Annotated in this window: 23 protein-coding genes and 1 tRNA gene; 12 read left to right on the plus strand and 12 right to left on the minus strand. The window is 70.6% G+C overall.

The features are described 5' to 3' along the window. Positions 1-186: hypothetical protein (locus AB0367_RS35570; RefSeq protein WP_366230914.1), on the minus strand; the 186-nt coding region annotated here is incomplete at its 3' end. A gap of 208 nt (positions 187-394) precedes the next feature. On the opposite strand from AB0367_RS35570, the gene AB0367_RS35575 reads away from it, so the two are divergent. The 3 genes from AB0367_RS35575 to AB0367_RS35585 all read left to right on the plus strand — a co-directional run bounded on the left by AB0367_RS35575 (position 395) and on the right by AB0367_RS35585 (position 2,358). Then, the gene (locus AB0367_RS35575; protein ID WP_366230915.1) at positions 395-931 is read left to right on the plus strand and encodes a DUF4240 domain-containing protein; all 537 of its coding nucleotides are present in this window, start codon (positions 395-397) and stop codon (positions 929-931) included. 153 nt (positions 932-1,084) lie between these two features. Next, positions 1,085-2,023 carry an AAA family ATPase gene (locus tag AB0367_RS35580; protein WP_366230916.1) on the plus strand — a complete coding sequence of 313 codons (939 nt, stop codon included), beginning with the start codon at positions 1,085-1,087 and terminating at the stop codon, positions 2,021-2,023. A gap of 47 nt (positions 2,024-2,070) precedes the next feature. Then, positions 2,071-2,358: a YiaA/YiaB family inner membrane protein gene (locus tag AB0367_RS35585; protein WP_366230917.1), complete on the plus strand. Its 288-nt coding sequence runs from the start codon at positions 2,071-2,073 to the stop codon at positions 2,356-2,358. Between the two features lie 22 nt (positions 2,359-2,380). On the opposite strand, the gene AB0367_RS35590 is transcribed toward AB0367_RS35585, so the two are convergent. From AB0367_RS35590 to AB0367_RS35600, 3 genes are all read right to left on the minus strand, one after another. Further along, the gene (locus AB0367_RS35590) at positions 2,381-3,139 is read right to left on the minus strand and encodes a VTT domain-containing protein (protein WP_366230918.1); all 759 of its coding nucleotides are present in this window, start codon (positions 3,137-3,139) and stop codon (positions 2,381-2,383) included. A 218-nt stretch (positions 3,140-3,357) separates the two neighbouring features. Continuing rightward, on the minus strand, positions 3,358-3,615 hold the full coding sequence (locus AB0367_RS35595) for a UBP-type zinc finger domain-containing protein (protein WP_366230919.1): 258 nt from the start codon (positions 3,613-3,615) through the stop codon (positions 3,358-3,360). A gap of 25 nt (positions 3,616-3,640) precedes the next feature. After that, positions 3,641-5,212: a Na+/H+ antiporter gene (locus AB0367_RS35600; RefSeq protein WP_366230920.1), complete on the minus strand. Its 1,572-nt coding sequence runs from the start codon at positions 5,210-5,212 to the stop codon at positions 3,641-3,643. Positions 5,213-5,435: 223 nt separating this feature from the next. Between AB0367_RS35600 and AB0367_RS35605 the strand changes: the two genes are divergently transcribed. From AB0367_RS35605 to AB0367_RS35615, 3 genes are read left to right on the plus strand one after another with little or no spacing between them, the layout of a single operon-like run. Continuing rightward, positions 5,436-6,656: a fused response regulator/phosphatase gene (locus tag AB0367_RS35605; protein WP_366230921.1), complete on the plus strand. Its 1,221-nt coding sequence runs from the start codon at positions 5,436-5,438 to the stop codon at positions 6,654-6,656. Continuing rightward, positions 6,653-8,230 carry an ATP-binding protein gene (locus AB0367_RS35610; RefSeq protein ID WP_366230922.1) on the plus strand — a complete coding sequence of 526 codons (1,578 nt, stop codon included), beginning with the start codon at positions 6,653-6,655 and terminating at the stop codon, positions 8,228-8,230. Before AB0367_RS35605 ends, AB0367_RS35610 begins: the two co-directional genes overlap by 4 nt. Further along, on the plus strand, positions 8,227-8,679 hold the full coding sequence (locus AB0367_RS35615) for a response regulator (protein WP_366230923.1): 453 nt from the start codon (positions 8,227-8,229) through the stop codon (positions 8,677-8,679). Before AB0367_RS35610 ends, AB0367_RS35615 begins: the two co-directional genes overlap by 4 nt. Before the next feature lie 92 nt (positions 8,680-8,771). Here the strand turns inward: AB0367_RS35615 and AB0367_RS35620 are convergent, their stop codons facing one another. From AB0367_RS35620 to AB0367_RS35635, 4 genes are all read right to left on the minus strand, one after another. Continuing rightward, positions 8,772-10,127, minus strand: a complete 1,356-nt coding sequence (locus AB0367_RS35620) for a dipeptidase (RefSeq protein ID WP_366230924.1) — start codon at positions 10,125-10,127, stop codon at positions 8,772-8,774. A gap of 353 nt (positions 10,128-10,480) precedes the next feature. Further along, on the minus strand, positions 10,481-11,557 hold the full coding sequence (locus AB0367_RS35625; protein ID WP_366230925.1) for a M48 family metallopeptidase: 1,077 nt from the start codon (positions 11,555-11,557) through the stop codon (positions 10,481-10,483). Then, positions 11,554-12,198: a hypothetical protein gene (locus tag AB0367_RS35630; RefSeq protein WP_366230926.1), complete on the minus strand. Its 645-nt coding sequence runs from the start codon at positions 12,196-12,198 to the stop codon at positions 11,554-11,556. Before AB0367_RS35630 ends, AB0367_RS35625 begins: the two co-directional genes overlap by 4 nt. A 184-nt stretch (positions 12,199-12,382) precedes the next feature. Continuing rightward, positions 12,383-13,930 carry a cobyric acid synthase gene (locus AB0367_RS35635; protein ID WP_366230927.1) on the minus strand — a complete coding sequence of 516 codons (1,548 nt, stop codon included), beginning with the start codon at positions 13,928-13,930 and terminating at the stop codon, positions 12,383-12,385. A 121-nt stretch (positions 13,931-14,051) separates the two neighbouring features. On the opposite strand from AB0367_RS35635, the gene AB0367_RS35640 reads away from it, so the two are divergent. Then, positions 14,052-15,020 (plus strand): cobalamin biosynthesis protein, encoded by a 969-nt coding sequence (locus AB0367_RS35640; protein ID WP_366230928.1) that lies wholly within the window; start codon positions 14,052-14,054, stop codon positions 15,018-15,020. A gap of 225 nt (positions 15,021-15,245) precedes the next feature. After that, positions 15,246-15,794, plus strand: coding sequence for a hypothetical protein (locus tag AB0367_RS35645; RefSeq protein ID WP_366230929.1), 549 nt, complete (start codon positions 15,246-15,248; stop codon positions 15,792-15,794). A gap of 419 nt (positions 15,795-16,213) precedes the next feature. Here AB0367_RS35645 and AB0367_RS35650 read toward each other — a convergent pair whose 3' ends face one another. Next, a complete protein-coding gene (locus AB0367_RS35650) occupies positions 16,214-16,474 on the minus strand; it encodes a hypothetical protein (RefSeq protein WP_366230930.1) in 261 nt (86 codons plus the stop codon). A 139-nt stretch (positions 16,475-16,613) separates the two neighbouring features. On the opposite strand from AB0367_RS35650, the gene AB0367_RS35655 reads away from it, so the two are divergent. The 3 genes from AB0367_RS35655 to AB0367_RS35665 all read left to right on the plus strand — a co-directional run bounded on the left by AB0367_RS35655 (position 16,614) and on the right by AB0367_RS35665 (position 18,684). Then, positions 16,614-17,006: a hypothetical protein gene (locus AB0367_RS35655; RefSeq protein ID WP_366230931.1), complete on the plus strand. Its 393-nt coding sequence runs from the start codon at positions 16,614-16,616 to the stop codon at positions 17,004-17,006. A gap of 649 nt (positions 17,007-17,655) precedes the next feature. Then, positions 17,656-18,447: a single-stranded DNA-binding protein gene (locus tag AB0367_RS35660; RefSeq protein ID WP_366230932.1), complete on the plus strand. Its 792-nt coding sequence runs from the start codon at positions 17,656-17,658 to the stop codon at positions 18,445-18,447. A gap of 161 nt (positions 18,448-18,608) precedes the next feature. Continuing rightward, positions 18,609-18,684: transfer RNA gene (locus AB0367_RS35665), tRNA-Arg, on the plus strand. A gap of 42 nt (positions 18,685-18,726) precedes the next feature. On the opposite strand, the gene AB0367_RS35670 is transcribed toward AB0367_RS35665, so the two are convergent. Genes AB0367_RS35670 through AB0367_RS35680 form a run of 3 tightly spaced genes read right to left on the minus strand, consistent with a single transcriptional unit; the run spans position 18,727 to position 21,760 of the window. Further along, positions 18,727-19,866, minus strand: a complete 1,140-nt coding sequence (locus AB0367_RS35670) for a site-specific integrase (protein WP_366230933.1) — start codon at positions 19,864-19,866, stop codon at positions 18,727-18,729. Beyond that, the gene (locus AB0367_RS35675) at positions 19,863-20,042 is read right to left on the minus strand and encodes a helix-turn-helix domain-containing protein (protein ID WP_350554582.1); all 180 of its coding nucleotides are present in this window, start codon (positions 20,040-20,042) and stop codon (positions 19,863-19,865) included. Before AB0367_RS35675 ends, AB0367_RS35670 begins: the two co-directional genes overlap by 4 nt. After that, positions 20,042-21,760 carry a replication initiator gene (locus tag AB0367_RS35680; protein WP_366230955.1) on the minus strand — a complete coding sequence of 573 codons (1,719 nt, stop codon included), beginning with the start codon at positions 21,758-21,760 and terminating at the stop codon, positions 20,042-20,044. Before AB0367_RS35680 ends, AB0367_RS35675 begins: the two co-directional genes overlap by 1 nt. A 50-nt stretch (positions 21,761-21,810) precedes the next feature. On the opposite strand from AB0367_RS35680, the gene AB0367_RS35685 reads away from it, so the two are divergent. Further along, positions 21,811-22,086: a CPCC family cysteine-rich protein gene (locus AB0367_RS35685; protein WP_366230934.1), complete on the plus strand. Its 276-nt coding sequence runs from the start codon at positions 21,811-21,813 to the stop codon at positions 22,084-22,086. Positions 22,087-22,091 lie beyond the last annotated feature (5 nt).

Here is a 22,091-nt window from a genome sequence, read left to right on the forward strand (position 1 = left end):
CGTCGAGAAGTCGGTCGACTCCGCCGCGTGGTGATCCTGCTCGTACACCCCGAACTGGCTGTTGTAGTCCGCCTCCGAACCCTGCGCCTGGTGCAACTGATCCAGCGCGCCGTGCTCCTGACCGGCCTCGTAGTGGCCGTAGTCCACGTCCTGGCCGCCGTCGTAGCCGGTGTCGATGTCGCTCATGGTGTGCTCCTTCTGGAAAGTGGCTGGTGTGGCCTTGCGATGCATAGAACGTTAGGGCCGCCCGCCTTCCGTCGAATCCCGGAAACGTGCCACCGGGCGGTGTTGCGTCAGGGCCGCCCGAGGACCGCCGGCCGGGGCCGCGCAACCGGTGGATCTCCAGGCGCGAGGGTTGACCGGACTGTGCGCCGGGATGACAGACTTCATTGCCGTGGACAGCGAAACTTTCTGGTCGGTCATCGACGGTGCCCGCTCCGCCGCCGGGGAGCGCGTCACGCCGGGCTTCGCCGAGCGGTTCACCGGCGCGCTGCGCGTGCGCCTGGCCGCCCTCGACAAGAGCGAGCTGCTGGACTTCGACGCCCGCCGCACCGAGTTGCAGGCGCGCGCCAACTCCTCGGCGATGTGGGCGACGGGGCGCGTGGCCGCCCGCTACGCCGACGCGTTCGTCGACGGCCTCATCGCCCGCGGCCGCGAGATCTACGATCGGGCCGTGGCCGACCCGGACGGGCTGGCCGACGACCCGGTGGTCCGGGCCGTGGCCGCGGGCCACCTCGCCGCGCACGAGCTCGCCCCTCGCGAGGTCGAGGACCTCGCCGAGGATCTCTACGGCGAGGTCGACGACTACCCGATGCTGCTGCGCTCCCGCACCGGCCAGGTCGCCCCGCTGGTCGAGGACGACTGGAACGACGAGGACGACGCGGCGGTGCGCGAGCACCTGCCGAGGATCGCCGCCCTCTTCCTGAAGTAGCCGGGGTCACCTCCACCCCGACGTTTCACCCCGATGACGTGCCCGCGCTGCCCATCCGGGTGAATTCCGCTTGTCCTGCCTGGGTAGCACGAGGAAAGGGGGTACAACGAGCGCGTGTTAGGCTCCGGACGCCCACTACCTGGAGAGTTGCGCATGAGCAATCACCGGTCCGTCGTCATCAACGGCGACCTCGGCAGCGGCAAGTCCACGGTCTCCGTCGAGCTCGCCAGCCGGCTCGGGCTGCGCCGGATCAGCGTCGGCGACATGTACCGGGAGATGGCCGAGCGCCGCGGCATGACCGCCCTGCAGCTCAACCTCCACGCGGAGCTCGACGACGCGATCGACAGCGCGGTGGACAACCTGCAGAGCGAGATCGCGAACTCCGGTGAGCAGTTGATCGTCGACAGCCGCCTCGCCTGGTTCTTCTTCAACGAGGCGTTCAAGGTCCACCTCATCACCGAGCCCAACGAGGCCGCCCGTCGGGTGCTGTCCCGCCCGCACAGCGACGTGGAGAACTACGCCTCGCTGGAGGAGGCGAAGCGCAACCTGCACAGCCGCAGCGAGAGCGAGCGGATGCGGTTCCTTACCCGCTACGGTGCGGACAAGTATCGGCTGCGCAACTACGACCTGGTCGCCGACAGCACCCGGGCCACGCCCGACGAGGTCGTGGCGGCGGTGCAGGCCGCGTTCGAGGGGCGGCTCGGCGCCGACGTCCTGCGCGAGCGGCCGCCGCTGCTGCTGCTCGACCCGATGCGGATCTACCCGACCCGCGAGATCGACTTCGCCGACGAGACCCTGGCCCAGGAGCTCGCGGACGCCAAGCCCGAGGACCTCGAGCCGCTCACGATCGGCCACTGCGGCCCCGACTACTATGTGATCGACGGCCACCGGCGGCTCAGCGCGGCCGTGCAGAACGGCCTGCACCTCGTCCCCGGCAGCCTGCTCGCGGAGAGCGAGGAGCCGGTCACCAACCGACTCAGCGCCAACGACTACTTCCGCGCGCACGTGACGCCCGAGGTGATCGAGGCGTGGGAGCGGGTCCACAAGATCGAGCTGCACAGCCCTTCTGAGGTGCGCGCCGGCAAGCAGTGAGTAGACGTACTCAGGCGGCCCGGTCGCGGCCGCCCGAGACTCTTCTCATGAGCGCGAACATCCCGAGGAAGACCACCCCGGCCTTCCTCATCCAGTCCGCCCTGTCGTTCGTCGTCTCGATCGTCGGCGTGAGGATCGGCATCGCCTACCTACCGGTCAACGCCTGGATGCGGGCGTTCCTGGGGCTGGGCCTGCTCTACACGGTCACGTCGGCGTTCACCCTGGCCAAGGTCATCCGCGACCAGCAGGAATCCGTGTCGGTCGTGCAGCGCGTCGACCAGGCCCGCCTCGACCGGATCCTGACCGAGCACGACCCGTTTCGCGCCGCGCCTTGACCTCGCGTCGCCGCCGACGTTACTAAGCGGCCGACTCCAGCCCGTTGACCTGGACCACCACGGACTCCGCAGCGGCGACGGCCTCGGCTGCGACGAGCACCTCGATGGCGGCCAGCGGCTCGGCGGCGGCGAGGGTCTCCATGGCCGTACGCCGGCGACGGATCCGCACCGGGTGCCGCTGCGCCCCGGTCTGCGCCGCCCGCCGGCGCATCTTGTTGACCATGCCCAGCAGCGGCGCCCCGGCCACGAAGAGCAGGGCCGCCGCGGCGACGAGCAGCAGCGGCAGCCAGGACGAGTCCTCGATCGCCTCGCCGCCGAAGTGGCCGAGCAGCGCGCCGTAGGAGGCCCACAGCGTCGCCGCGACCACATCGTAGGTGGCGAACCGGCGCGTCGAGACGCCGTTGCGCCCCGCGTATATCGCGGTGATCATCCGCCCGGCCGGCACGAACCGACAGAACAGCACGGCGAGGAAGATGTGCCGCTGCATGACCTCGTTGAGCCGGGCGGTGATGGCCTGGGCCCGGCGCGGCATCGCCCGGGCGGACCGCTTGCCGCGGCGCCCGAGGCGCCGCCCGACGAGGAAGGCCAGTAAATCTCCGGCCACGACGCCGACGACGCCGGAGAGGACCAGCAGCAGCAACTGGGCGTGCCCGGAGGCGGAGAGGATGCCCCCGCCGATCATGAGTGCCTGCGCGGGTACGACCGGGATGAAGGCGTCGACCGTGAGCAGGACGAGGATCGTGGCATACAGGACGCCCGGCGCGGGAACGAGGTCCAGCACCTCGCTCACCATCTCGGTCTCGCCATGGCCCGCCCCTTACCCCACCGAAGGCCGAACAGTTCCCCCCTTGACCATGGCAACACGGTCACGCCCGCCCCCATGCCCAACTCGTAACGATTGTGTCCCGCATCTCCTTTGAAATGCCTGAGAACACGCGTACTCGCAGGTGGGAACGCTCATCGTCGCGGGGTGAAACCGGCTGGACGAGGCGCGCGGGATCAGCCGACGATCTCGTGGATGAAGCACCAGCGCCAGGACTCGCCCGGTTCGATCGACTGCATTACCGGGTGGTGCACGACGAGGAAGTGCTGCGTGGCGTGGCGGCGCGGAGACGAGTCGCAGCAGGCCACATGGCCGCAGGCCAGGCACTGGCGCAGGTGCACCCAGTCGGTGAAGCCGCCCTCCAGGCACTCCGGGCAGCCATCCACCTCGGGCGGCTCGACCTTCTCGGCCGCTTCCAGATGTACGCAGGTCACGCGCCCTCCGCTCCGCTCCGGACCGTCACATGTTCCCCCGCTCGAGCAGTGACTCTTCCAGGTCCATGTCGCGCTGCGCCTGGCGCAGCGTCTCCTCCGGGATCCTCCCGCTGTCCCGCGCCTTGCGGAAAACCTCCCGCTCCGCGTTCAGCATCTCGCGGCGCAGCCGGGCGTACGCGGCGGACGGTGTTTCCCGATCCGCCCGGCCCAGCCGCTCCCACGCCAGGTTGGAGCGGCTCTGCGCCACCTGGTGCAGCCGCTCGACCACGCCGTCGGGGGCGTCGCCGGCCATCTCCTCCAGACGCGCCTTGCCGGCCCGGGACGCCTCGTGCTGCACCGAGGCCTCGGCCAGCGCGTCCTCCTTCTCGTCGTCCGCTGGGACCTTCAGCCAGCGGGCCACGGTGGGCAGGGTGGCGCCCTGCAACACCAATGTGGCGACGATGACGCCGAACGCCAGGATCACGAACAGGCCGCGCGGGTAGGAGGCGTCGCCGGCGAGCCGTTCCGGCAGCGAGAGCGCGGCGGCCAGGGTGACCGCGCCGCGCATGCCGGCCCACGAGATCACCGCCGGGGCGGCCAGCGGCGGGGCCGGATCGCGGCGGCGGACCCGCGGGATGAGCCGGGCCAGGTAGGTCGTGGGGAACAGCCACGCGATCCGCGTCACGATGACGACCCCGACCACGGCGGCGAGCGCGCCCATGGTGAAGACGAACGAGCGCTCCACGTGCGCCACGAGGCTGCGCAGTTGCAGCCCCACGAGCAGGAACACGGCGCCCTCGAGAAGGAACTTCACCATCCGCCAGAAGGCGTCCATCTGCAGGCGCGACGCGGCCGACATCAGGGTGGGCATCCGATGGCCCAGCGACAGGCCGCAGATCACGACCGCGACGACGCCGGAGGCGTGCACGGCCTCGGCCGGCAGGAACACCACCCAGGGCGTGAGCAGCGACACCGCGTTGTCGATGAGCGGGTTGCGCACCCGCTTGTGCACGAAGCCGATGGCGAGCCCGCCGGCCACACCAAACGCGATGCCGCCGAGCACCGCGACCGAGGCCTGCCCGGCGATCGACCAGCCGTCGACCGCCGTCCCGACCGCCGCCGCCACGGCGACACGCAGCGTGACGAGGGCGCTCGCGTCGTTGATGAGGCTTTCGCCCTCGAGCACGGTGACCACCCGCCGTGGCAGGCCGATGCGCCGGGCGACCGCCGTGGCCGCGACCGCGTCCGGCGGAGCGACGACCGCGCCCAGGGCGAGGCATGCGGCCAGCGGTACGTTCGGAAGCAACGTCTTCAGCGTGAACCCCACGGCCGCCGTGGTGAACAGCACCAGCCCGATGGCGAGCAGCAGGATCGGGCGGAGGTTGAACTTGAACGCCGGAACGGACGTCTCGAGCGCCGCCACGTAGAGGATCGGCGGCAGGATGCCGAGCAGCACGACCTCGGGATCGAGCTCGATCTCCAGTACCCCGGGGACATACGAGATGCCGATGCCGACGACCACCAACAGGATCGGTGACAGCACGCCGATCCGGCGGGCGAGCACCGAGGTGGCGACCACGACCGCGATCAGGAGGACGACGTTCTCGAGCCCGTGCACGCGCGAAGCTTATCCACGGCATGGATCGACAGGGTTACGAGTGACGCCCGCCACGTCCCCCGGGGTGGCCACCCGCCCGATGGCCGTGGGTGACCGGCGGGTGCGCGAGCGGCGCCGACCCTGAGACACTTCATCCGCACATGCAGCCAGCCGTCAGGTAGGGGAGGATCGTCCTCATGTGTGCCGCGCGGCAAACACCTGGGCCCGTCGGGCGGGTGTGAGCATGGCCGACCTCAGCGCGACCGTGGACCCGCGCAGCCGTCGGATCGGCCCCGCCACCGGCGAGCGGATCCGCGTGCTGCTGGTCGAGGACGATCCGGGCGACGCGTTCCTGGTCCGTGAGCTGCTCGCGGAGGCCGGCGCGCCGATCGACGTGGAGATCGCGCAGACCATGCGCGAGGCCCGGCCGCGGTTTCGCGACGTGCACTGCGTCCTGCTCGACCTCGGGCTGCCCGACGCGAGCGGGCTCGACGGGCTGCGCCAGGTGCTGCAGCACTCGGCCCGCGCCGCGGTCTGCGTGCTCACCGGGATGGAGGACGAGCACCTGGGCATCGCCGCGGTCGCCGAGGGCGCGCAGGACTACCTGGTCAAAGGCACCGTCGACGGCGCCGGGCTGTCCCGGGCGGTGCGCTACGCGGTCGAGCGCAAGCGCGCCGACGAGCAGGCCAGGCTGCTGCGCGAGTCGGAGCTGCGCCAGGCCGAGTCGGCCCGCCTCGAGCGTGGGCTGCTCCCCCAGCCCCTGATGCGCGACGTCCCCGCCGAACTGTTCTCCATCTACCGCCCCGGCCGCGACCGCGCGCTGCTGGGCGGCGACTTCTTCGACGCGATCGGCGTCGACGGCGGCAGCCGCCTGCACCTGCTCATCGGCGACGTCTGCGGCCACGGGGTGGACGAGGCGCCGCTGGGCGTGGCGCTACGGGTCGCCTGGCGAGCGCTGGTGCTGGCCGGCGTGCCGGAGGAACACATCCTCGACTCCCTGGAGCAGGTGCTGGTCAGCGAGCGGCGCACCGACGAACTGTTCGCGACCGTCGCGGTGGCCACCGTCGACCTGGTCGCGGGCAAGGCAAGGATCCGTCTCGCCGGACACCCGCCGCCGATCCTGCTGGGCGGCGGCCGAGCCGAGCCCTGCGATGTCGAGCCCGGCCTGGTGCTGGGCGTGATCCCGGGCGTGCCCCGGCCCGCCACCGAGGTCACGCTTGGCCCGGCGGACGGCTGGTCGCTACTGCTGTACACCGACGGGCTGATCGAGGGCGCCGCCGGGCCCGGCGCCCGGGTCGGCGAGCGCCTCGGCGTCGACGGGCTGTGCCGCGTGTTGCGGGGCCCGCACGGCACCGAGCCCCGCGAGCTGCCGGCCTGGCTGGCCCTGCAGGCCGAGACCCACAACGGTGGACCGGTGCCGGACGACATCGCGGTGCTCCTGCTGACCCCATCGAGGGCGTCATGACACCATCCTCCTGGTCGCTGTGGCGGCGCATCACCGCGCTGTGCGCGGTCGTCGCCGGACTCCTCGGCGTGATCGCGATCACCGCCACCGCGACCGCGGCCGCCAACCGGTCCGACACGACCCAGGTGATGGATCGGCTCACGCCCGCCCAGGCCAATGCCGAGCGGTTGTACTCCCAGTTGCTGCGCCAGCAGTCCAGCGCGCGCACGTTCGCGCTGACCGGCAAGGACTCCGACCTCGACGGCTACCGCGACGCCCAGGCGCAGGAGCGGCAGATCCTGGCGGAGACCGAGCGGCTCGTCGCCGGCGAGCCCGCCCTCGTCACCGCGGTGCACGACATCGCGACCGCGACCGCGACGTACCGCGGCCAGATCACCGAACCGCTGATCGCCCGCACGCGCGCCGAGGGCGTGACCCCGGACCTCGCCGCGCCGACGGAGCAGTCGCGGGCCGTGTACAACGCCGCCGCCGGCCGGATCGCGGCACTGTCGCAGCAGCTCGCCACCCGCCGGGACGAGGTCGCCCGGCAGGTGCGGGAGACCAGCACCCTGCTCATCCTCCTGCTGGTCTTCGCCGCGGTCGTCGTGGTCGTGGCCGGCGTCGCGCTCGCCCTGCTGCTGCGGCGTCTCGTCACGCGCCCGGTGACCGACCTCGCCGCCGAGGTGCGGCGCGTGGCCGGGGGCGACTACGAGTACGCCATCGGAAGTTCTGGACCGCCTGAGCTCACGGCGCTGGCCGGTGACGTCGACGCGATGCGCCGGCGGATCAACGCCGATCTCAACGACGTTCAGGAGGCCCGCCGGCTGGTCGAGGAGGCCAACCAAATGCTCGAACAGCAGGCCGCGGAGCTCACCCGCTCCAACCGGGACCTCGAGCAGTTCGCGTACGTGGCCAGCCACGACCTGCAGGAGCCGCTCCGTAAGGTGGCGAGCTTCTGTCAGCTCCTGCAGCGGCGGTACTCCGGGCAGCTCGACGAGCGCGCCGACCAGTACATCGGCTTCGCCGTCGACGGGGCGCAGCGGATGCAGCGGCTCATCAACGACCTGCTCGCCTTCTCCCGCATCGGCCGGCTGACCAGCGGCTTCAAAACCGTCGACCTCAACAAGGTGGTCGTCGACGCCGCCGCCCAGTTCGACGCGCAGCGCGAGGTCACCAAAACCGAGATCATCTTCACCGGCCTGCCCGTTGTGCGCGGCGAGGAGCCCCTGCTCGGCGCGCTCTTCAGCAACCTCATCGGCAACGCCATCAAGTTCCGCCGCCCCGACGTCCCGCCGCGCATCGTCGTCGGCAGCCGCCTGGCCGACGGCGAGTACGAGATCAGCGTCGAGGACAACGGCATCGGCATCGAGCCCGAATTCGCCGACAAGGTCTTCGTGATCTTCCAGCGCCTGCACGCCAAGGAGACGTACCCTGGCACGGGTATCGGCCTGGCGATCGCCAAGAAGATCGTGGAATATCACGGCGGGCGCATCTGGATCGACCCCGCGCACCGCGACGGTACGCTGATCCGGTTCACGCTCCCGGTGCCCGTCGCCGACCCCGCCCCAGCCCTGCCCGAGGAGTCCGCGTTATGACCGTGCCCATCGAAGCATCCCTGCCGATCGAGGTGTTGCTGGTCGAGGACGACCCGGGCGACGTGCTCATGACGCAGGAGGCGTTCGAGGAGCACAAGGTGCGCAACAAGCTCAACGTGGTGCCGGACGGCGAGGAGGCGCTGGCCTACCTACGGCGCGAGGGCCGTTACGCCGAGGCGACCCGCCCGGACCTGATCCTGCTCGACCTCAACCTGCCGCGCGTCGACGGCCGGGAGGTCCTGCAGGTCATCAAGCAGGACCAGGACCTGCGCCGCATCCCGGTGGTCGTGCTGACGACCTCGCAGGCCGACGAGGACATCCTGCGCAGCTACTCCCTGCACGCCAACGCATACGTCACGAAGCCGGTCGACTTCGACAGCTTCATCGCCGTGGTACGCCAGATCGACGAGTTCTTCGTCAGCGTGGTGAAGCTCCCGCCGCGCGGCTGACGGCTCCGCTTTGCGTCTCTTCCGGGTAAATCCGGACATCACCAGTGTCCGGATTTACCCGACTTATCATCATGTTCCGGGATGGTGCGTGATTACACGGTCAGGCGGGACACCTTCGACAGCAGCAGCGCCTCGGCGATGCAGACGCGCTCGAACTCGGCCAGGTGCAAGCTCTCGTTCGGCCCGTGCGCGCCCGTCTGCGGGTCCTCGACGCCGGTGACGAGGATCGCGGCCTTCGGGAACATCTCCTGGAACGTCGCAATGAAGGGGATCGAACCCCCTATTCCCATGTCGACCGGCTGTGCCCCGTCCCAGGCCGCCGCGAACGCCTCGCGCGCGGCGTCGTATGCCGGCCCGGCCGCGTCGATCACGCACGGCTCGCCGAGCTGCTCGAGCTCGACGGTCACCCGGGCACCCCATGGCGCGTGCGCGCGCAGGTGTTCCACGACGCTGTCGTACACCCGCTGGGCCGAGTCGCCCGGCGCGATCCGCACGCTGAACTTGGCTTTGGCCACGGGCACGAGCGCATTGGGCGCGCCCGACGTGGGCGGCGCGTCGATGCCCAGGATCGCGATCGCCGGGCGGGTCCAGAGGCGTTCGACGAGGCGCCCGGTACCGATGAATCGAACTCCCTCGATCATGCCGGCCTCCTCGCGGAGGCGCTCCTCGGGGTAGTCCAGCGGCGCCGAGGGCATGCGGAGCAGCCCCTCGACGGCGACGTCGCCGTTTTCGTCGTGCAGGCTGGCGATGAGCCGGGACAGCGTGATCAGCGCGTCGGGCACGGCCCCGCCGAACATGCCGCTGTGGACGGCCTTTTCCAGCGTCCGTACCTCGACGAAGCCGTTGACGATCCCGCGGAGCCCCGTGGTCAGCGCCGGCTGACCGACGTCCCAGTTGCCGGAGTCGGCGATGACGATGACGTCGGCGGCGATGTCCTCGCGGTACTCACGGAGCAGGTCTTCGAGCGACTCCGAGCCGTACTCCTCCTCGCCCTCGACGAACACGACCACCCCGACGGGCAGGTCGTCTCCGAACGCGCGCAGCGCCGCGATGTGCGCCATGACGCCGGCCTTGTCGTCGGCGACGCCCCGGCCATACAGCCGCCCGTCCCGCTCAACGGGCTCGAACGGGTCGCTGGCCCACTGCGCGAGATCCCCGACCGGCTGAACGTCGTGGTGCGCGTAGAGCAGCACCGTTGGCGCACCGGGAGGCGCGGGCCGACGCCCGATGACGGCGGGCTGCCCACCCTTGCGCACGATCCGCACATCGGGCACCCCGGCCCCGCGCAGCAGCTCCGCAACCGCGTCAGCCGACCGCTCCACGTGACCATGATCGAACCCGGCGAACGCGATGCCGGGAATCCGGACAAGGCGCTCCAGATCGGCGCGCACACCTGGCATCTCCCGCCGGATCGCGGCACGGAGTTCTTCCTCGGTTCGCACTGTCATACGCAGAACTTACTGTGCAAGTCTCCCGACCGTGCCGCCCGCCCCGTTTCCACCTCAGTGCCGCCTGAACCCCAGCGACCCCTGGTCACGGGGCCAGACCATGCCTTTGCTGCGCGGCCCGCGCTGACGCTGCCGCCGCGGCGGCCGACCAGTGAGCTGCCGCCGCGGCAGCGCCCGCTTACCGCGGCAGCACCCGCCTACTCCGACGGCGCCCGCTTCCCCGGCTACGCTGCGTTCCGTCCAGGGCCGGTCTCTGACCGTCGCCGCCGCAGCTACTGCGGCTGCCCGTTACGCCGTGAGTTCCGCTGCCAGCCGTGGGCTCCTCTGCTTCTCAGCTCCGGCGGCGGGCTACTCTAGCCCGCCGGTTGGCCGCTGTCCGTTCCGTTGCCGCGCATCCAGCCGCGCATGCGGCCCGCGCCGGCGCCGACCCAGCCGCCGACGTCCGCGGCGCCGTCGCCGAGCTTGCGCAGCAGCGCCACGAGCGGGTCCTGCGAGCGACTGAACGCCTGACGGTACGAGTCCGCAGCTGCCTTGATCTCCTCCGTCACCGACGCGTTGCCGTCGTCGTCGCGGCGCGGGTAGTCGCCGGACAGGATGCGCTGATACTCACCGCTGTCGATCCAGGCGCGCACCTCGGCCGCCCGCGCGACGGGCATCGGGTGCGAGCGCGCCGTCACCATGCGGATCTTGATCAGGCTGTCGCGCAGATCACCGGCCCGGTCGAACTCGGCCGCCTGCTCCAGGAACGCCGTGGTGTCGACCTCGGAAAGGTCGCCGCCACCGGCGAGCTTCATCGCCAGCCGCAGCGACGCCGCCGGGTCCTGACAGGCCAGCAGCCCGGCACGGTCCGCGGAGAGCTCCGCCTTGCGCCACCACTCCATCAGTGCCGCGACGATGGCACGCAGCACCATCGACCCGACCGGCAGCCAGGCCAGCCGCACAGCCCAGTCGGTGAGGATCATGACCATCGTCCGGTACACCGCATGCCCGCTGATCAGGTGCCCGAGCTCGTGCCCCAGCATGCAGCGCAGCTCTTCGTCGTCGAGCAGCTCGACGGCTCCCGAGTTCACCACGATGAACGGCTTCGACATGCCGATGCACATGCCGTTGATCGACCGGTCCTGCTGGACGAACAGCTCGGGCAGCTCGGCCACGTCAAGCGAGGCGGCAGCCTCGGCCAGCAGGCGGTGGACCCGCGGATACTGCCGGTGATCCACGCGGATCGCGTTGCCGAGGAACTGCAGCCGCCACGCCCGCTCGTTCCACAACGCGTGGAGCGACTTGAGGACGTCGTCGAACCCGCGCAGCTCCCGCAGCGCCACCAGGGCCCCTCGGTCGGCGGGATGCTCCCAGGCTCGCGAACTGATCCCGGTCAGCACCACCCTCCGCCGCGCCGGAGGATTCCCGCCCTGCGCCTCGTCGGTGCTCATCCGCTCTGCTCCTCCCCGTCCAGCCTGCTCTCTGGATCGTCCTCCAGTGTCGCTCCCGCCGTCCACCCGGTCGTGCCGATGATGTACTCAATTTCCGGATCATGCGCTGCATCCGGGGCCCCGTCCACCAGCACATCGACGGCCACAGACGTCGCGTCCTCGGCGAAGTGCGCATCCTCGCCCAGCATCCACCGCTCCCATTCCGGCCGCAGCGCCTCGCCGTCACGCTCGATCCCCCGCCGCAGCCGCAGCTCCCGCGGCGCGTCGACGAGCACGCTGAGCGTCAGATCGGGCCGCATCGCCGCTGAGGCACTCCCCACCCCCTCGACCACGAGCACCTCCGGCGGCTCAATGGGTGTCCATTCGTCGACAAGCCGCTCCAGCCCCCAGTCGTACCGCCGGTAGGCTCCAGCCTCACCCCTGCGAAACGGCTCGAAGACCCATTCGCGCAGCCGCGGCTGCCAGATCAGCATCTTCGACCACCCGTCGAGGAAGTCGTCGGTGTGCAGCACCGTCACCCGCCTGCTCTTCTGCAGCTCTCCCGCGAGCCGCCCCGCGAACGTGGTCTTGCCGGAGCCCGCCCGCCCGTCGACCGCGACCAGCCGCACCGCCCCGATCCGCGCCGGCCGCGCGAGCACCACCTCGGCAAGCTCGCGATATGTCCCCTTCACCGATCCTCGCTCTCCCGCCGCACCCGCCATACGCCTGCCGGGTGCCCAGCCTGATCCGCCCTACCCTCGCCGGTCCGCCGAGCGCATCCGCCGACGCCCCGTCCACGCGACCACCCGGCACCGCACCGGCGCGCGCCGGTCCGGCCGACCGCCCTCATCGCGTCCCCACCGTGATCATCGGCAGGCCCTTCGGCGCGCCGCCCTCGATCAGCCGCCACAGCGCTTCGGTATCGAGATGCTCCTCGACCAGGTCGCCCAGCACGTCCACCGTTCGCTCCCGCAGCGCCGCGAACGACACGTCCGGCGCGACTTCGAACCCGTGCCGCCCGGCCAGCCGCGCCACCTCGGTCAGAAACGCGCGGCGGAACTGGTCGGACTCGAACGCGCCGTGCCAGTGCGTCCCGAACACGTTGCCCGCGACCGCCCCCTCCCCGGTGCCGTCCGGCAGCCTGATGAGCGGCCGTTCCGCGCCGCGGCGCACCTGGCCGTGGTGGATCTCATACCCCCGAACAGGTATTCCGTCGAATGCCGTCCCGCTCGGCAGGGCCAGGGTCTTGCGCTGTGCGAACGCGATGTCGACCGGGAGCAGGCCCAGCCCGGCGACGGTGCCACGCCCGCTCTCCACCTCGTCGTCGATGCGCTCGGCGAGCATCTGAAACCCGCCGCAGATGCCGAGCAGCGGCCGCCCGGACTTGGCATGCCGGACGATCGCATCCGCCAGGCCCTGCTCGCGCAGCCAAGTGAGATCGTCCACAGTGGACTTGCTACCGGGCACCACCACGAGGTCGACATCGGCCAGGTCCGCCGGCTCGACCGTCAACCGCACCTGCACGCCGGGCTCGCACGCCAGTGCCTCCGCGTCCGTCGCATTGGACAGGCGTGGTAACCGGATCACGGCGACGCGCAGCCACTGCGATCCGCGAGCCGGTGCGGGCCGGCCGAGCACCCGCCCGTCATAGGCGAGCGAGTCCTCCGCATCCAGCCACAGGTCGTGGGACCACGGCACCACCCCGAACGTCGGCCGCCCGGTGAGCTGCGTCAGCGACTCCACCCCGGGCCGCAGCAGCCCGGCGTCACCCCGGAACTTATTGATGACGAACCCCGCGATCAGCGCCTGATCCTCGGCGTCGAGCAGCGCGACCGTGCCGAACAGCGCCGCGAAGACCCCACCTCGATCGATGTCGCCAACCACGATGACGGGCAGGTCAGCGGCCCGGGCGAGCCCCATGTTGGCCAGGTCCATGGCCCGTAGGTTGATCTCCGCCGGGCTGCCCGCGCCCTCGCAGATCACTACGTCGTGACGTTGCCGCAGGTCGTCGAGCGTCTCCAGCACCGTGGCCCGCAGCCGGTCCTTGATCTCGGCGTAGTTCGCGGCGCCGATGTGCCCCACCGCCTGTCCCAGCACGATGACCTGGCTACGCCGGTCGGAGCCGGGCTTGAGCAGCACCGGGTTGAACCGCACGCTGGGCGCCAGGCCACAGGCGACCGCTTGGAGCGCCTGCGCGCGCCCGATCTCGCCGCCGGTGCCGTCGGGCTCGATCGCCACGGCCGAGTTGTTGGACATGTTCTGCGCCTTGAACGGCGCGACGTTCACACCTTGCCTGTGCAACCACCGACAGATCCCCGCCGTCAGCAGACTCTTGCCCGCATCCGACGTGGTTCCCGCGACCAGCAGACCACCCTTGCCTTCCACGCCGCCCATTCTGACTCGGCGGTACGACAGGATTTTGACCCGACAACCCTCGGTGATTGAGCGAGTACGAACAGCGATCGCCTGGCGGCCGGTCGCCAAAACTGTCAGGGGGCACCGGTACGTTCGCGGCATGAAACTCTTGGCTGGCTCGCGAGCGGACGCCGCCGGAATCGTGCTGGGCGCGGTGCTCGACGCGGTCCTTGGCGACCCGCGCCGATGGCATCCGGTCGCCGGCTTCGGCCGGTTCGCCGGCACGCTCGAGAAGCACCTCTACGCCGACGACCGCTGGGCAGGGGCCCGATTCGCCGCCGTCGCCGTGGGCGTGCCGGTCGCGGCCGCGGCCGTCGGCGCGCGGCTCACCCGGCATCGGCCCCTGGCCCGTGCCGCGCTGATGGCCGCGGCGACCTGGTCCGCGCTCGGCGGCAGCAGCCTGGCACGCGAGGGCCGGGTCATGGCCGACCGACTCACCGCGGACGACCTGCCGGCCGCCCGCGAACAGCTACCCAACCTGTGCGGCCGCGATCCCGCCGCGCTGGACGCCCCGGAACTGGCCCGCGCGACCGTGGAATCGCTGGCCGAGAACACCTCCGACGCCGTGGTCGCACCGCTGTTCTGGGCCGCGGTGGCCGGCGTGCCCGGCATCGTCGGATACCGCGCCATCAACACGCTGGACGCGATGGTCGGGCACAAATCGCAGCGATACGCGCGATTCGGCACCGCCAGCGCCCGCCTCGACGACGCGGCGAACCTAGCCCCGTCCCGCCTCACGGCGGCGCTCACGGTCGCCGCGGCCCCGCTGGTCGGTGGCAGTCCGTCCCGAGCCCTGCGCGTCTGGCTCCGCGACGGCTCCCACCACCCGAGCCCAAACTCGGGCCAGTGCGAATCCGCCGCGGCCGGCGCACTGGGCGTGCGGCTCGGGGGCCGTAACGTCTACGGCTCGCGGGTCGAGGAGCGCCCGCACCTCGGCGACGGATCACCCCCGGCCCCGGCCGACGTCCGCCGAGCCGCCACCCTCACCGTCGCGGTGGGCACGGCGGCGGTCGCCCTGGCCGCGGCCGCGCGCCTGAGCTTCGCACACCGCCGCCGGCGAAAACCCTGAGCACGCCGCCCGGCCGCCATAGCCAGGGCTGACGACCGCATTCAGGCCGAACTCATCCATCCGGTGGACCGAGGAGGTGAAGGCATAGGCAGAGGCGCAGCCCATGTCTCACGCGGAGGCGGAGAGGCGCGGAAACGGAGGGCGCAGGCGGAGGCCGCATTAGCAAGTAGACGGCGCAAAAACAAGTGCTTGTCTCACATCCGTCACGGTCTTAGTTTCTCAGTCGTGCAGATCGCATTCCTCCCCGTTCTCGCACCGCTTCGTGACGTTCATCGCGATGATGTGCATTCGCCTGTGCTCGACGAGTTCATGGGTGGGCTGGGAGTCGGTTACAGCTACGGCCCACCGTTCGGCCAGCGGCTTGTGACGTGGGCCGACCTGCAACGCATGGAGCTTCCCCGCCGCATACTGCGTCGACAGGCCGCGCATAACCTCGATGCGCGACTCGGTGCCGTTGGCGTACATGGTCAGCCGCCGGCGCTCATGCTTAATTTCGAAGGTATTGCCTCCAGCCTATTGCTTGCGGAAGGTCTGTGGGCGAGCCTCGAACGGTCCGTGCCGGGAGAGCTCGTCGTCGGGGTGCCCGCGCGGGACGTCGTCATCGTCACCGGGTCGCACTCGTCGCCGGGGCTGGCCAAGGTTCGGCGGGCCGTGGATCGGGTGTTCTTCGCCGGGGATCGGCATCTGCTGTCGCGGAAACTGCTGGTTCGGCGGCGAGGAATCTGGGAACCGTTCGTGACCAACCAGGTGCGGGCACCACAGGCCGCTTACTGAGGCCGCCGGCAAGGGCGGAATCGGCCAGAGGAGCGGTGACCTCGGCGGGCGCCAGTGGTGCCAGTGATGGCGGCTGCGGGAGTCGGTGCTCGCGGCGGCGATCGCCACGGCAGTGTCGGTGGTCGCGGCGCCGCCGCGGATGACGGGGCACCTCGACCTGCTCACCGTCGGGCTGCTGCCGTAGGGGCCTGCTGGCTCGCGGCGCCCTGGCCGATCGGACCGGTCGTGCACATGTGGTGCCAGGCGCAGATCGAGAAACAGAAGGAGCTGAGCCGGCGGGCCCTGCCAGAGGAGCGGATCCGCGTGTCACGCGAGGTGCACGACGTGGCCAGGCATGGGTTCACGGTCGCGGCCACGCACGCCGGGGTGGCGCTCGCGTGCTCGACGAGCGGCCCGAGCAGGCGAGAACACCGTGCGCGTCATCGCGCTACGAGCTCGGCGGCGATGCGGCGCAGCACGTCGGCGGCCGGCTCGCCGGTGGACCGGACGTGGTCGAGCAGGATGAGGGCGGCCAGGTTGGTCATGCCGGTGAACGCGCGCCCGACATCGGCGATGGTGTCCTCGTCGCCGATGATCTGCTGCAGGTATCCGCTGCGTGTCTGCGTGTCCTGCGGCGCCTGGAACAGCAGCGTCAGCACGCCGATCGCGTTACGGGTGTCCTCGAGGCGCCGCTCGTCCATGAGCCAACCCTACGTGGCTGACAGCGATCGCCTAAACCGGAGAGAACGCTCTCGCAACCCGCCGATAGACTAATTGGTACATCTACATATCTGTCGGCGAGGCCGTCCAGCGCGCCTTCACTGCGGCGAGCAGCGCGACATGCACGGTTACTACGACCCCGCCGGCCTCGACGACGTCGTCGCGCGGGTGCGGGCGGAGCGCGCCGACCTGGAGTACGACATCGTCGTGAACGACCGGAGGGCCTTCACGGACGCCTGCGCCCCGGACCCGGAGCGGATCGCCGCCGCAGCCGCGCTGACCACGACCTGGTGGAATCGCAAGGTCGACACGCTCGACGCGATGCTGAACATCAGCGTCGACGCCGCGCCGGACGCGGTCAACGTGACGATCTGCGCCGACACGCTCCGTCTGGGCACGGCCGACATCGAGGCACTGGCCCGGGAGATGGAGGCGGTGACGGTCACGGCGGCGCTGGAAGACAGCCCGGCGCATCCTGTCGAAACCGAGGCAGCCAGTCCGACGCAGGGGTGAGGCAAGCCCTGGCGAGGGGGACCGGGATGCCGTTCCAGGCGTACCTCGACGCGATCGAGAACAAGACCGGCGAGACCCCGCGCGAACTGCTCGCGATCGCGGGCTGAAGGGTGAAGTCGGCCGCGGCTCGACGGCAAGGCGTCGCGCCCGAAGCCGAGCATGCAGTCCATTGTGGACAGCCGGAACGGGCATGCGGCGCGCACGGCCACTCGGGTCCCCTCATTGACGGGCGCTCTACGGCGCAGTAGCCCTGTTGCCAGTCGGGATGTCCCGGACCGCCAGACCCCGCAGGCACTCCCGTGGGCCCTCCCCAGGGGGCTGGAACGGCTGGCGATGATCTGACGGCCCAGGCGCTGCCCGGCCATCCAACAACCGGACCACCCCATGGTCACCCAATGAGTAACGGTCCGGACAACGACGGACATCGCGGTAGCTCGGAATTTTTTCGGTACCGCGGCCCGAATCTCCCGTTCAGGCGGTTTCGCGTCGCCGCAGGTGGGGCGGGGGTTCATAACAGATCACCGGCGCTGGCGCGACCCCGTCCACAAGCGGTCGGTTATCCACAGGTTCGGCCCACGCGCCCGGCGGGACAGCCCCGATTTCGCGCAAGCTGCCTCCGACAGAACCCAACAGGGGAAGGAGAGAGACCGTGTTCGAGACCATGGTCACCGTCGTTGGCAACGTTCTCAACGCACCGGACTGCCGGCGGCTCGTGGACAGCCAGTCGCTCGTGACGCACTTCAAGGTGGCCTCCACCTCGCGTCGGTTCGACCGTGCCGACGGGCGCTGGATCGACGGCGACAGCCTGCGGGTGCGGGTGAACTGCTGGCGCCAGCTGGCCGAAAACGTCGCCCGCAGCGTGCAGGTCGGCGATCCGGTGATCGTCACCGGGCGGCTGTACAGCCGGGACTGGGAAACGGAGGATCACGTGCGGCGGGTCAGTTACGAGCTGGACGCGCATTCGGTCGGCCACGACCTGTCCCGGGGCCGGGCGAAGTTCGCCCGGATCAAGGCGCACACGCTGACCAGCGCCATCGACGACGAACTCGCCGAGGCCCGCATCGGCGGTGCCCCGACCGACCCGGCGGACGAGATCAACGGCCTGCCGCGGCGGCGGGCGTATGACGAGAAGCTCGGCGGATTCGTGACGATCGTCGAGGAGCACGACCCGTTCGCCGAGGAGGTCCTGGCCTCCCTGGACTCGGACGAGGCCGCGGCACCCTTCGAGCGCTCGGACGAGGACCTCGCCGCCGAGCTGGAGGCACTGGCCGCCGGTGAGTCCGACGACTCCGACGAGTCGGCCGAGGACGAGATCGAGGAGGTCGAGGAGGAGACCGGGGACTCCTCGGACACCGCGGAGGAGGCCGGCGTCGCGACCGGGACCGGCGCCGCGCCGCGCGGCCGGAGGAGGCCGCGCACCCGCATACCCGCGGGCGTCTGAGGACCGGCGGCGGGCCGGCCGCGCGGATTTTCCCCGTCCGCCGGCCGCCCGCCGCCAACCCGGTTGCCCGCCGAGGGCACGGCGTGCTGTCCTTGAGCCACGGCAATCCGGCTCCCCGCAACCAATCCGGCCCGGGATGGCGGTAGCCTGTGCGACGACATGCGCTCGTAGCTCAGTGGATAGAGCAGGGGACTTCTAATCCCAAGGTCGTAGGTTCGAGTCCTACCGGGCGCACCACTTTCAGCACTGCTCAGGCGGCCGTACAGCCAGCCGTACAGCCTAAGCACCGAACAGGCGCTGGGCGGCGTCATCCACGGCCGTCCGCTCGATCTCGGGCAGGACGTGCGCGTACGTGTTCATGGTCAACCCGATCTGGCTGTGCCCGAGAACCTTCATCACCGTCCGAGGCGAGGCGCCGGACACCAGGAGGAACGTCGCGCAAGCGTGCCGTAGATCGTGCAGCCGGAGCCAGTCGAGGCCGGCCGCCGCCCGCAGCTGGTGCCAAGACCGGTCGAGGTTGTCCGGCTCCATCGGCGTCCCGAGGCGGGCCGGGAAGACCAGATCGTGATCCTGCCACCCCTCCCCCGCCACCTTCCGTGCCGCCCTCTGCGCCTTGCGGTGCTTCTTGAGCAGCTTCAGCGTGGGTGACGGTACCGGCACGGTACGTCGCGACCGGCCGGTCTTCGGCGCCGAGAACTCCAGCCGGCCGTTCGTCCGGAGCAGCGTTTGCCGAACAGTCAGCGTGCCGGCGTCGAAGTCAACATCCGCCCAGCGCAGCCCGAGCAGCTCCCCGCGCCGCAAGCCGACGGTCAGTGCGCAGACGTACAGCGCTTCGAGCCGATGCCCCTTCAGCACAGCCAGCAGGCGCTTCGCCTCCTCGACGGTCAGCGCCCGACGCTCCACCTGGTGCATCGAGGGCGGCCGGACGATCTTCGCCACGTTACGGTGCACCAGCTCCTCCCGCTCGGCGTCGCCGAGGGCGTTGCGGATCAGTCCGTGCACGTGCCGCACCGAGGTTGCCGAAAGACCGGCCTCGGTCTTGTCCGCGAGCAGCCGACGGATCAGCGTCGGCGTCAACTTGTCGAGCTTGACCTTGCCGAGCGCCGGCCGGACGTGGTTCTCGATGATCTTCCGGTACCCCTGAAGCGTCGTCGGCCGGGTGCCGTCGTGCTCCTTGAGCTGCATCCACTCGTCCAGCCAGTCACCGAACGCCTTCGGCCCGGCCGCCAGGTTCTCCCCGCGCTCGTGCCGCCGCCGCAGGTCGTTGAGCTTGCCCGCGACCTGGCGCTCGGTCTTGCCGTACACCCATTTGCGCGTGCGCTTCCCCTGCACCCAGCCGAGGTCGAGGATCGCCGCATACCCGTCGCGATACTTGAAGATCGACCCTTCGCCCTGCGAGCGCCGTCGCTTCTCGGTCATGCGGCTTCCTCTCCACTTGCCGAAAGGAGTTCCTCGATCGCGGCGAGCGGAATCAGCCTGGCGCGATCGAGCTTCACCGACCGCAGCCGACCGCTGCGCATCAGGACGTACACCGTGTCGCGGGAGACGCCGAGCAGTCGTGCCGCTTCGGCGGGCCGCACACTCTTGCGGATGATCAAGCCGCTTCCTTCCCCGTTGACTCGTTGCTGGTGGTTCGTCGTTCCTTCGCCGCGCTGAGTTGCGCGCGTTGCTGAATGCGCGCCGAGATGGCTCTCAGGAGCCGGTGTTGCAGCGGCGGTACGTCCGGGTCGTCGTTGCGGGCCATCTCCCACGCGAACGGCGCCGGCTGTCCCGGTCGGTCGTCGACGGCCGGGACCTGGTCGTGCGGTTCGGTGATGCCGAGCAGGGCCTTGACCCACGCGCGGTTGTCGTACTTGTGGTCGGCGAGGGTCTTGCCGGACCACTGGCGGGAGACGAGCACGCGCCGGCCGCCCATGCCGAGGGTGGTCCGTTGGTGGACCTTGGCCTTGCAGCGGCCGGCGGACTGGTTGGCGCGGGCGTTCTTCGGCTGGACGCCGTAGCGGAGCCAGTTGGCGCAGCGAGGTGAGCAGGGGGTGTACCGCAGTTCGGCCCAGAAGTGTTCGAAGTGCGCGGTCTGCCGGTCGGTGGTCAGTTGGTGGCAGGTGTCGACGGACTTGGTCAGGTACTTGGTGAGGTAGCCGATGAGCTTGTCCGCCTGTGGCGTGCCGCCGAGGACGCCTTCTGCATGGAGCTGCGGGCCGAACCGGGCGACGTGGACCGGTTCGGTGTCGGGATCGGCGTCGACCTGGTCCAGCGCCTCATCCCACGTCGGCAGCGGCTCGCGCGTCTGCGGGTCGAGGTACTGCTTGGTCTCCGGCTCCCAGATCGGCGCATTGTGGTCCGGGTAGCGGATGGCGTCGACCGGTGGCCACCAGACCTGGTGGTAGGTGGCCGCCGCGACCTTACGGAGGAGTTCGCGCGAGACCGTGCCGCGCATGGCGAAGTGGGCGTGCGGCGCCAGACGGCGCTGCGGTTCGACCGCGCCGAAGTACTGGATGTTGCGTCCGCAGGCGCGGCGGAGGTTCTGCCAGAACCGGTCGAGCAGGGCCGGGAAGTGGACGGCGTCCCAGGCGGCGCGGCGGTAGTCGTAGGTCGCCGGGTTGACCGGTGTGCCGTCCTCTCGCACCCGGCCGTAGCTGTCGAGGGTGAGCGTCAGGAAGGTCGAGGGCTGGAACACGCGCCCGTCGCGGCCCTCGAAGGTCCGGCCGACCGTTGTCGGGGCGACCTTGAGCCGGGGCAGGTCCGGAGCGTCCTGCCGGCGGCGGGTCGACCGTACGCGCCGCTTCGCCGGTTGCTCGTCGGCCTGGTCGCTGTCCGAGTTAGGGTTGCCGACCGGGGTGAGCCGGCCGCGCATGCCTGACTCGGTGATGGCCTGGTCGAGTTCGCCGATGGCCGTTTCGAGTTCGGCGACCTGGTCCCACTGGGCGAGCTGTTCGGCGCGGTTGCGTTCGAAGACGAAGTGCGCGCGGAGCTGGAGCATGGCGCGCTGTTCGTCGATGGGGTCGTCCGGGTCGGGCAGGGGTTCGTCGGTGCGGTGCCAGCCCTCCCGGCACTGTTGCTGGCGCAGTCGGCGGGCCCGCTTGGCGCAGGGCTTGCACTTATCTTCGCGGGTGGCGCCGCACGGGAGGTCGATGACTTCGGTCTGTCCGGTGGCGAGGTCGGTGCGGCGCAGCAGGACCGGGCGGGTACAGACGCCGTGTTCTTCGGCCATGGCCTTGAGGGCGTCGACGGCGCTCGGGGTGAGCAGCCGGGCGAGCCGACTGCCCGGCCGTGGCTCGGTCACGGTTGCGGGTTGCAGGTCGGGCGAAGCCATGGTCACCGGCGCGCCTCCCTGCGACGATTGCAGGCGTGGAGGGTCCATTCATGAACGCCGTCCGGAGCGGCGACGGCCCGTACGCGTGCCCGTGCTGCGGTTACCTCACGCTTGATGAGCGGGGCATGGACGAGACCTGCCCCGTGTGTTTCTGGGACGACGACGGGCAGGACACCCACGACGCCGATCGTGTCCGTGGTGGCCCGAACTACGGCCTGAGCCTCACCATGGCCCGCCGTAACTTTGTTGAGATCGGCGCGTCGGCCGCCCGCATGTTGCCGCATGTTCGGCCACCGCGTGATGAGGAGCATCCGTTGGCGCAGTGACACCA

Origin of the sequence: Dactylosporangium sp. NPDC051484, assembly GCF_040689395.1 — a bacterium.
Lineage (GTDB): Bacteria > Actinomycetota > Actinomycetes > Mycobacteriales > Micromonosporaceae > Dactylosporangium.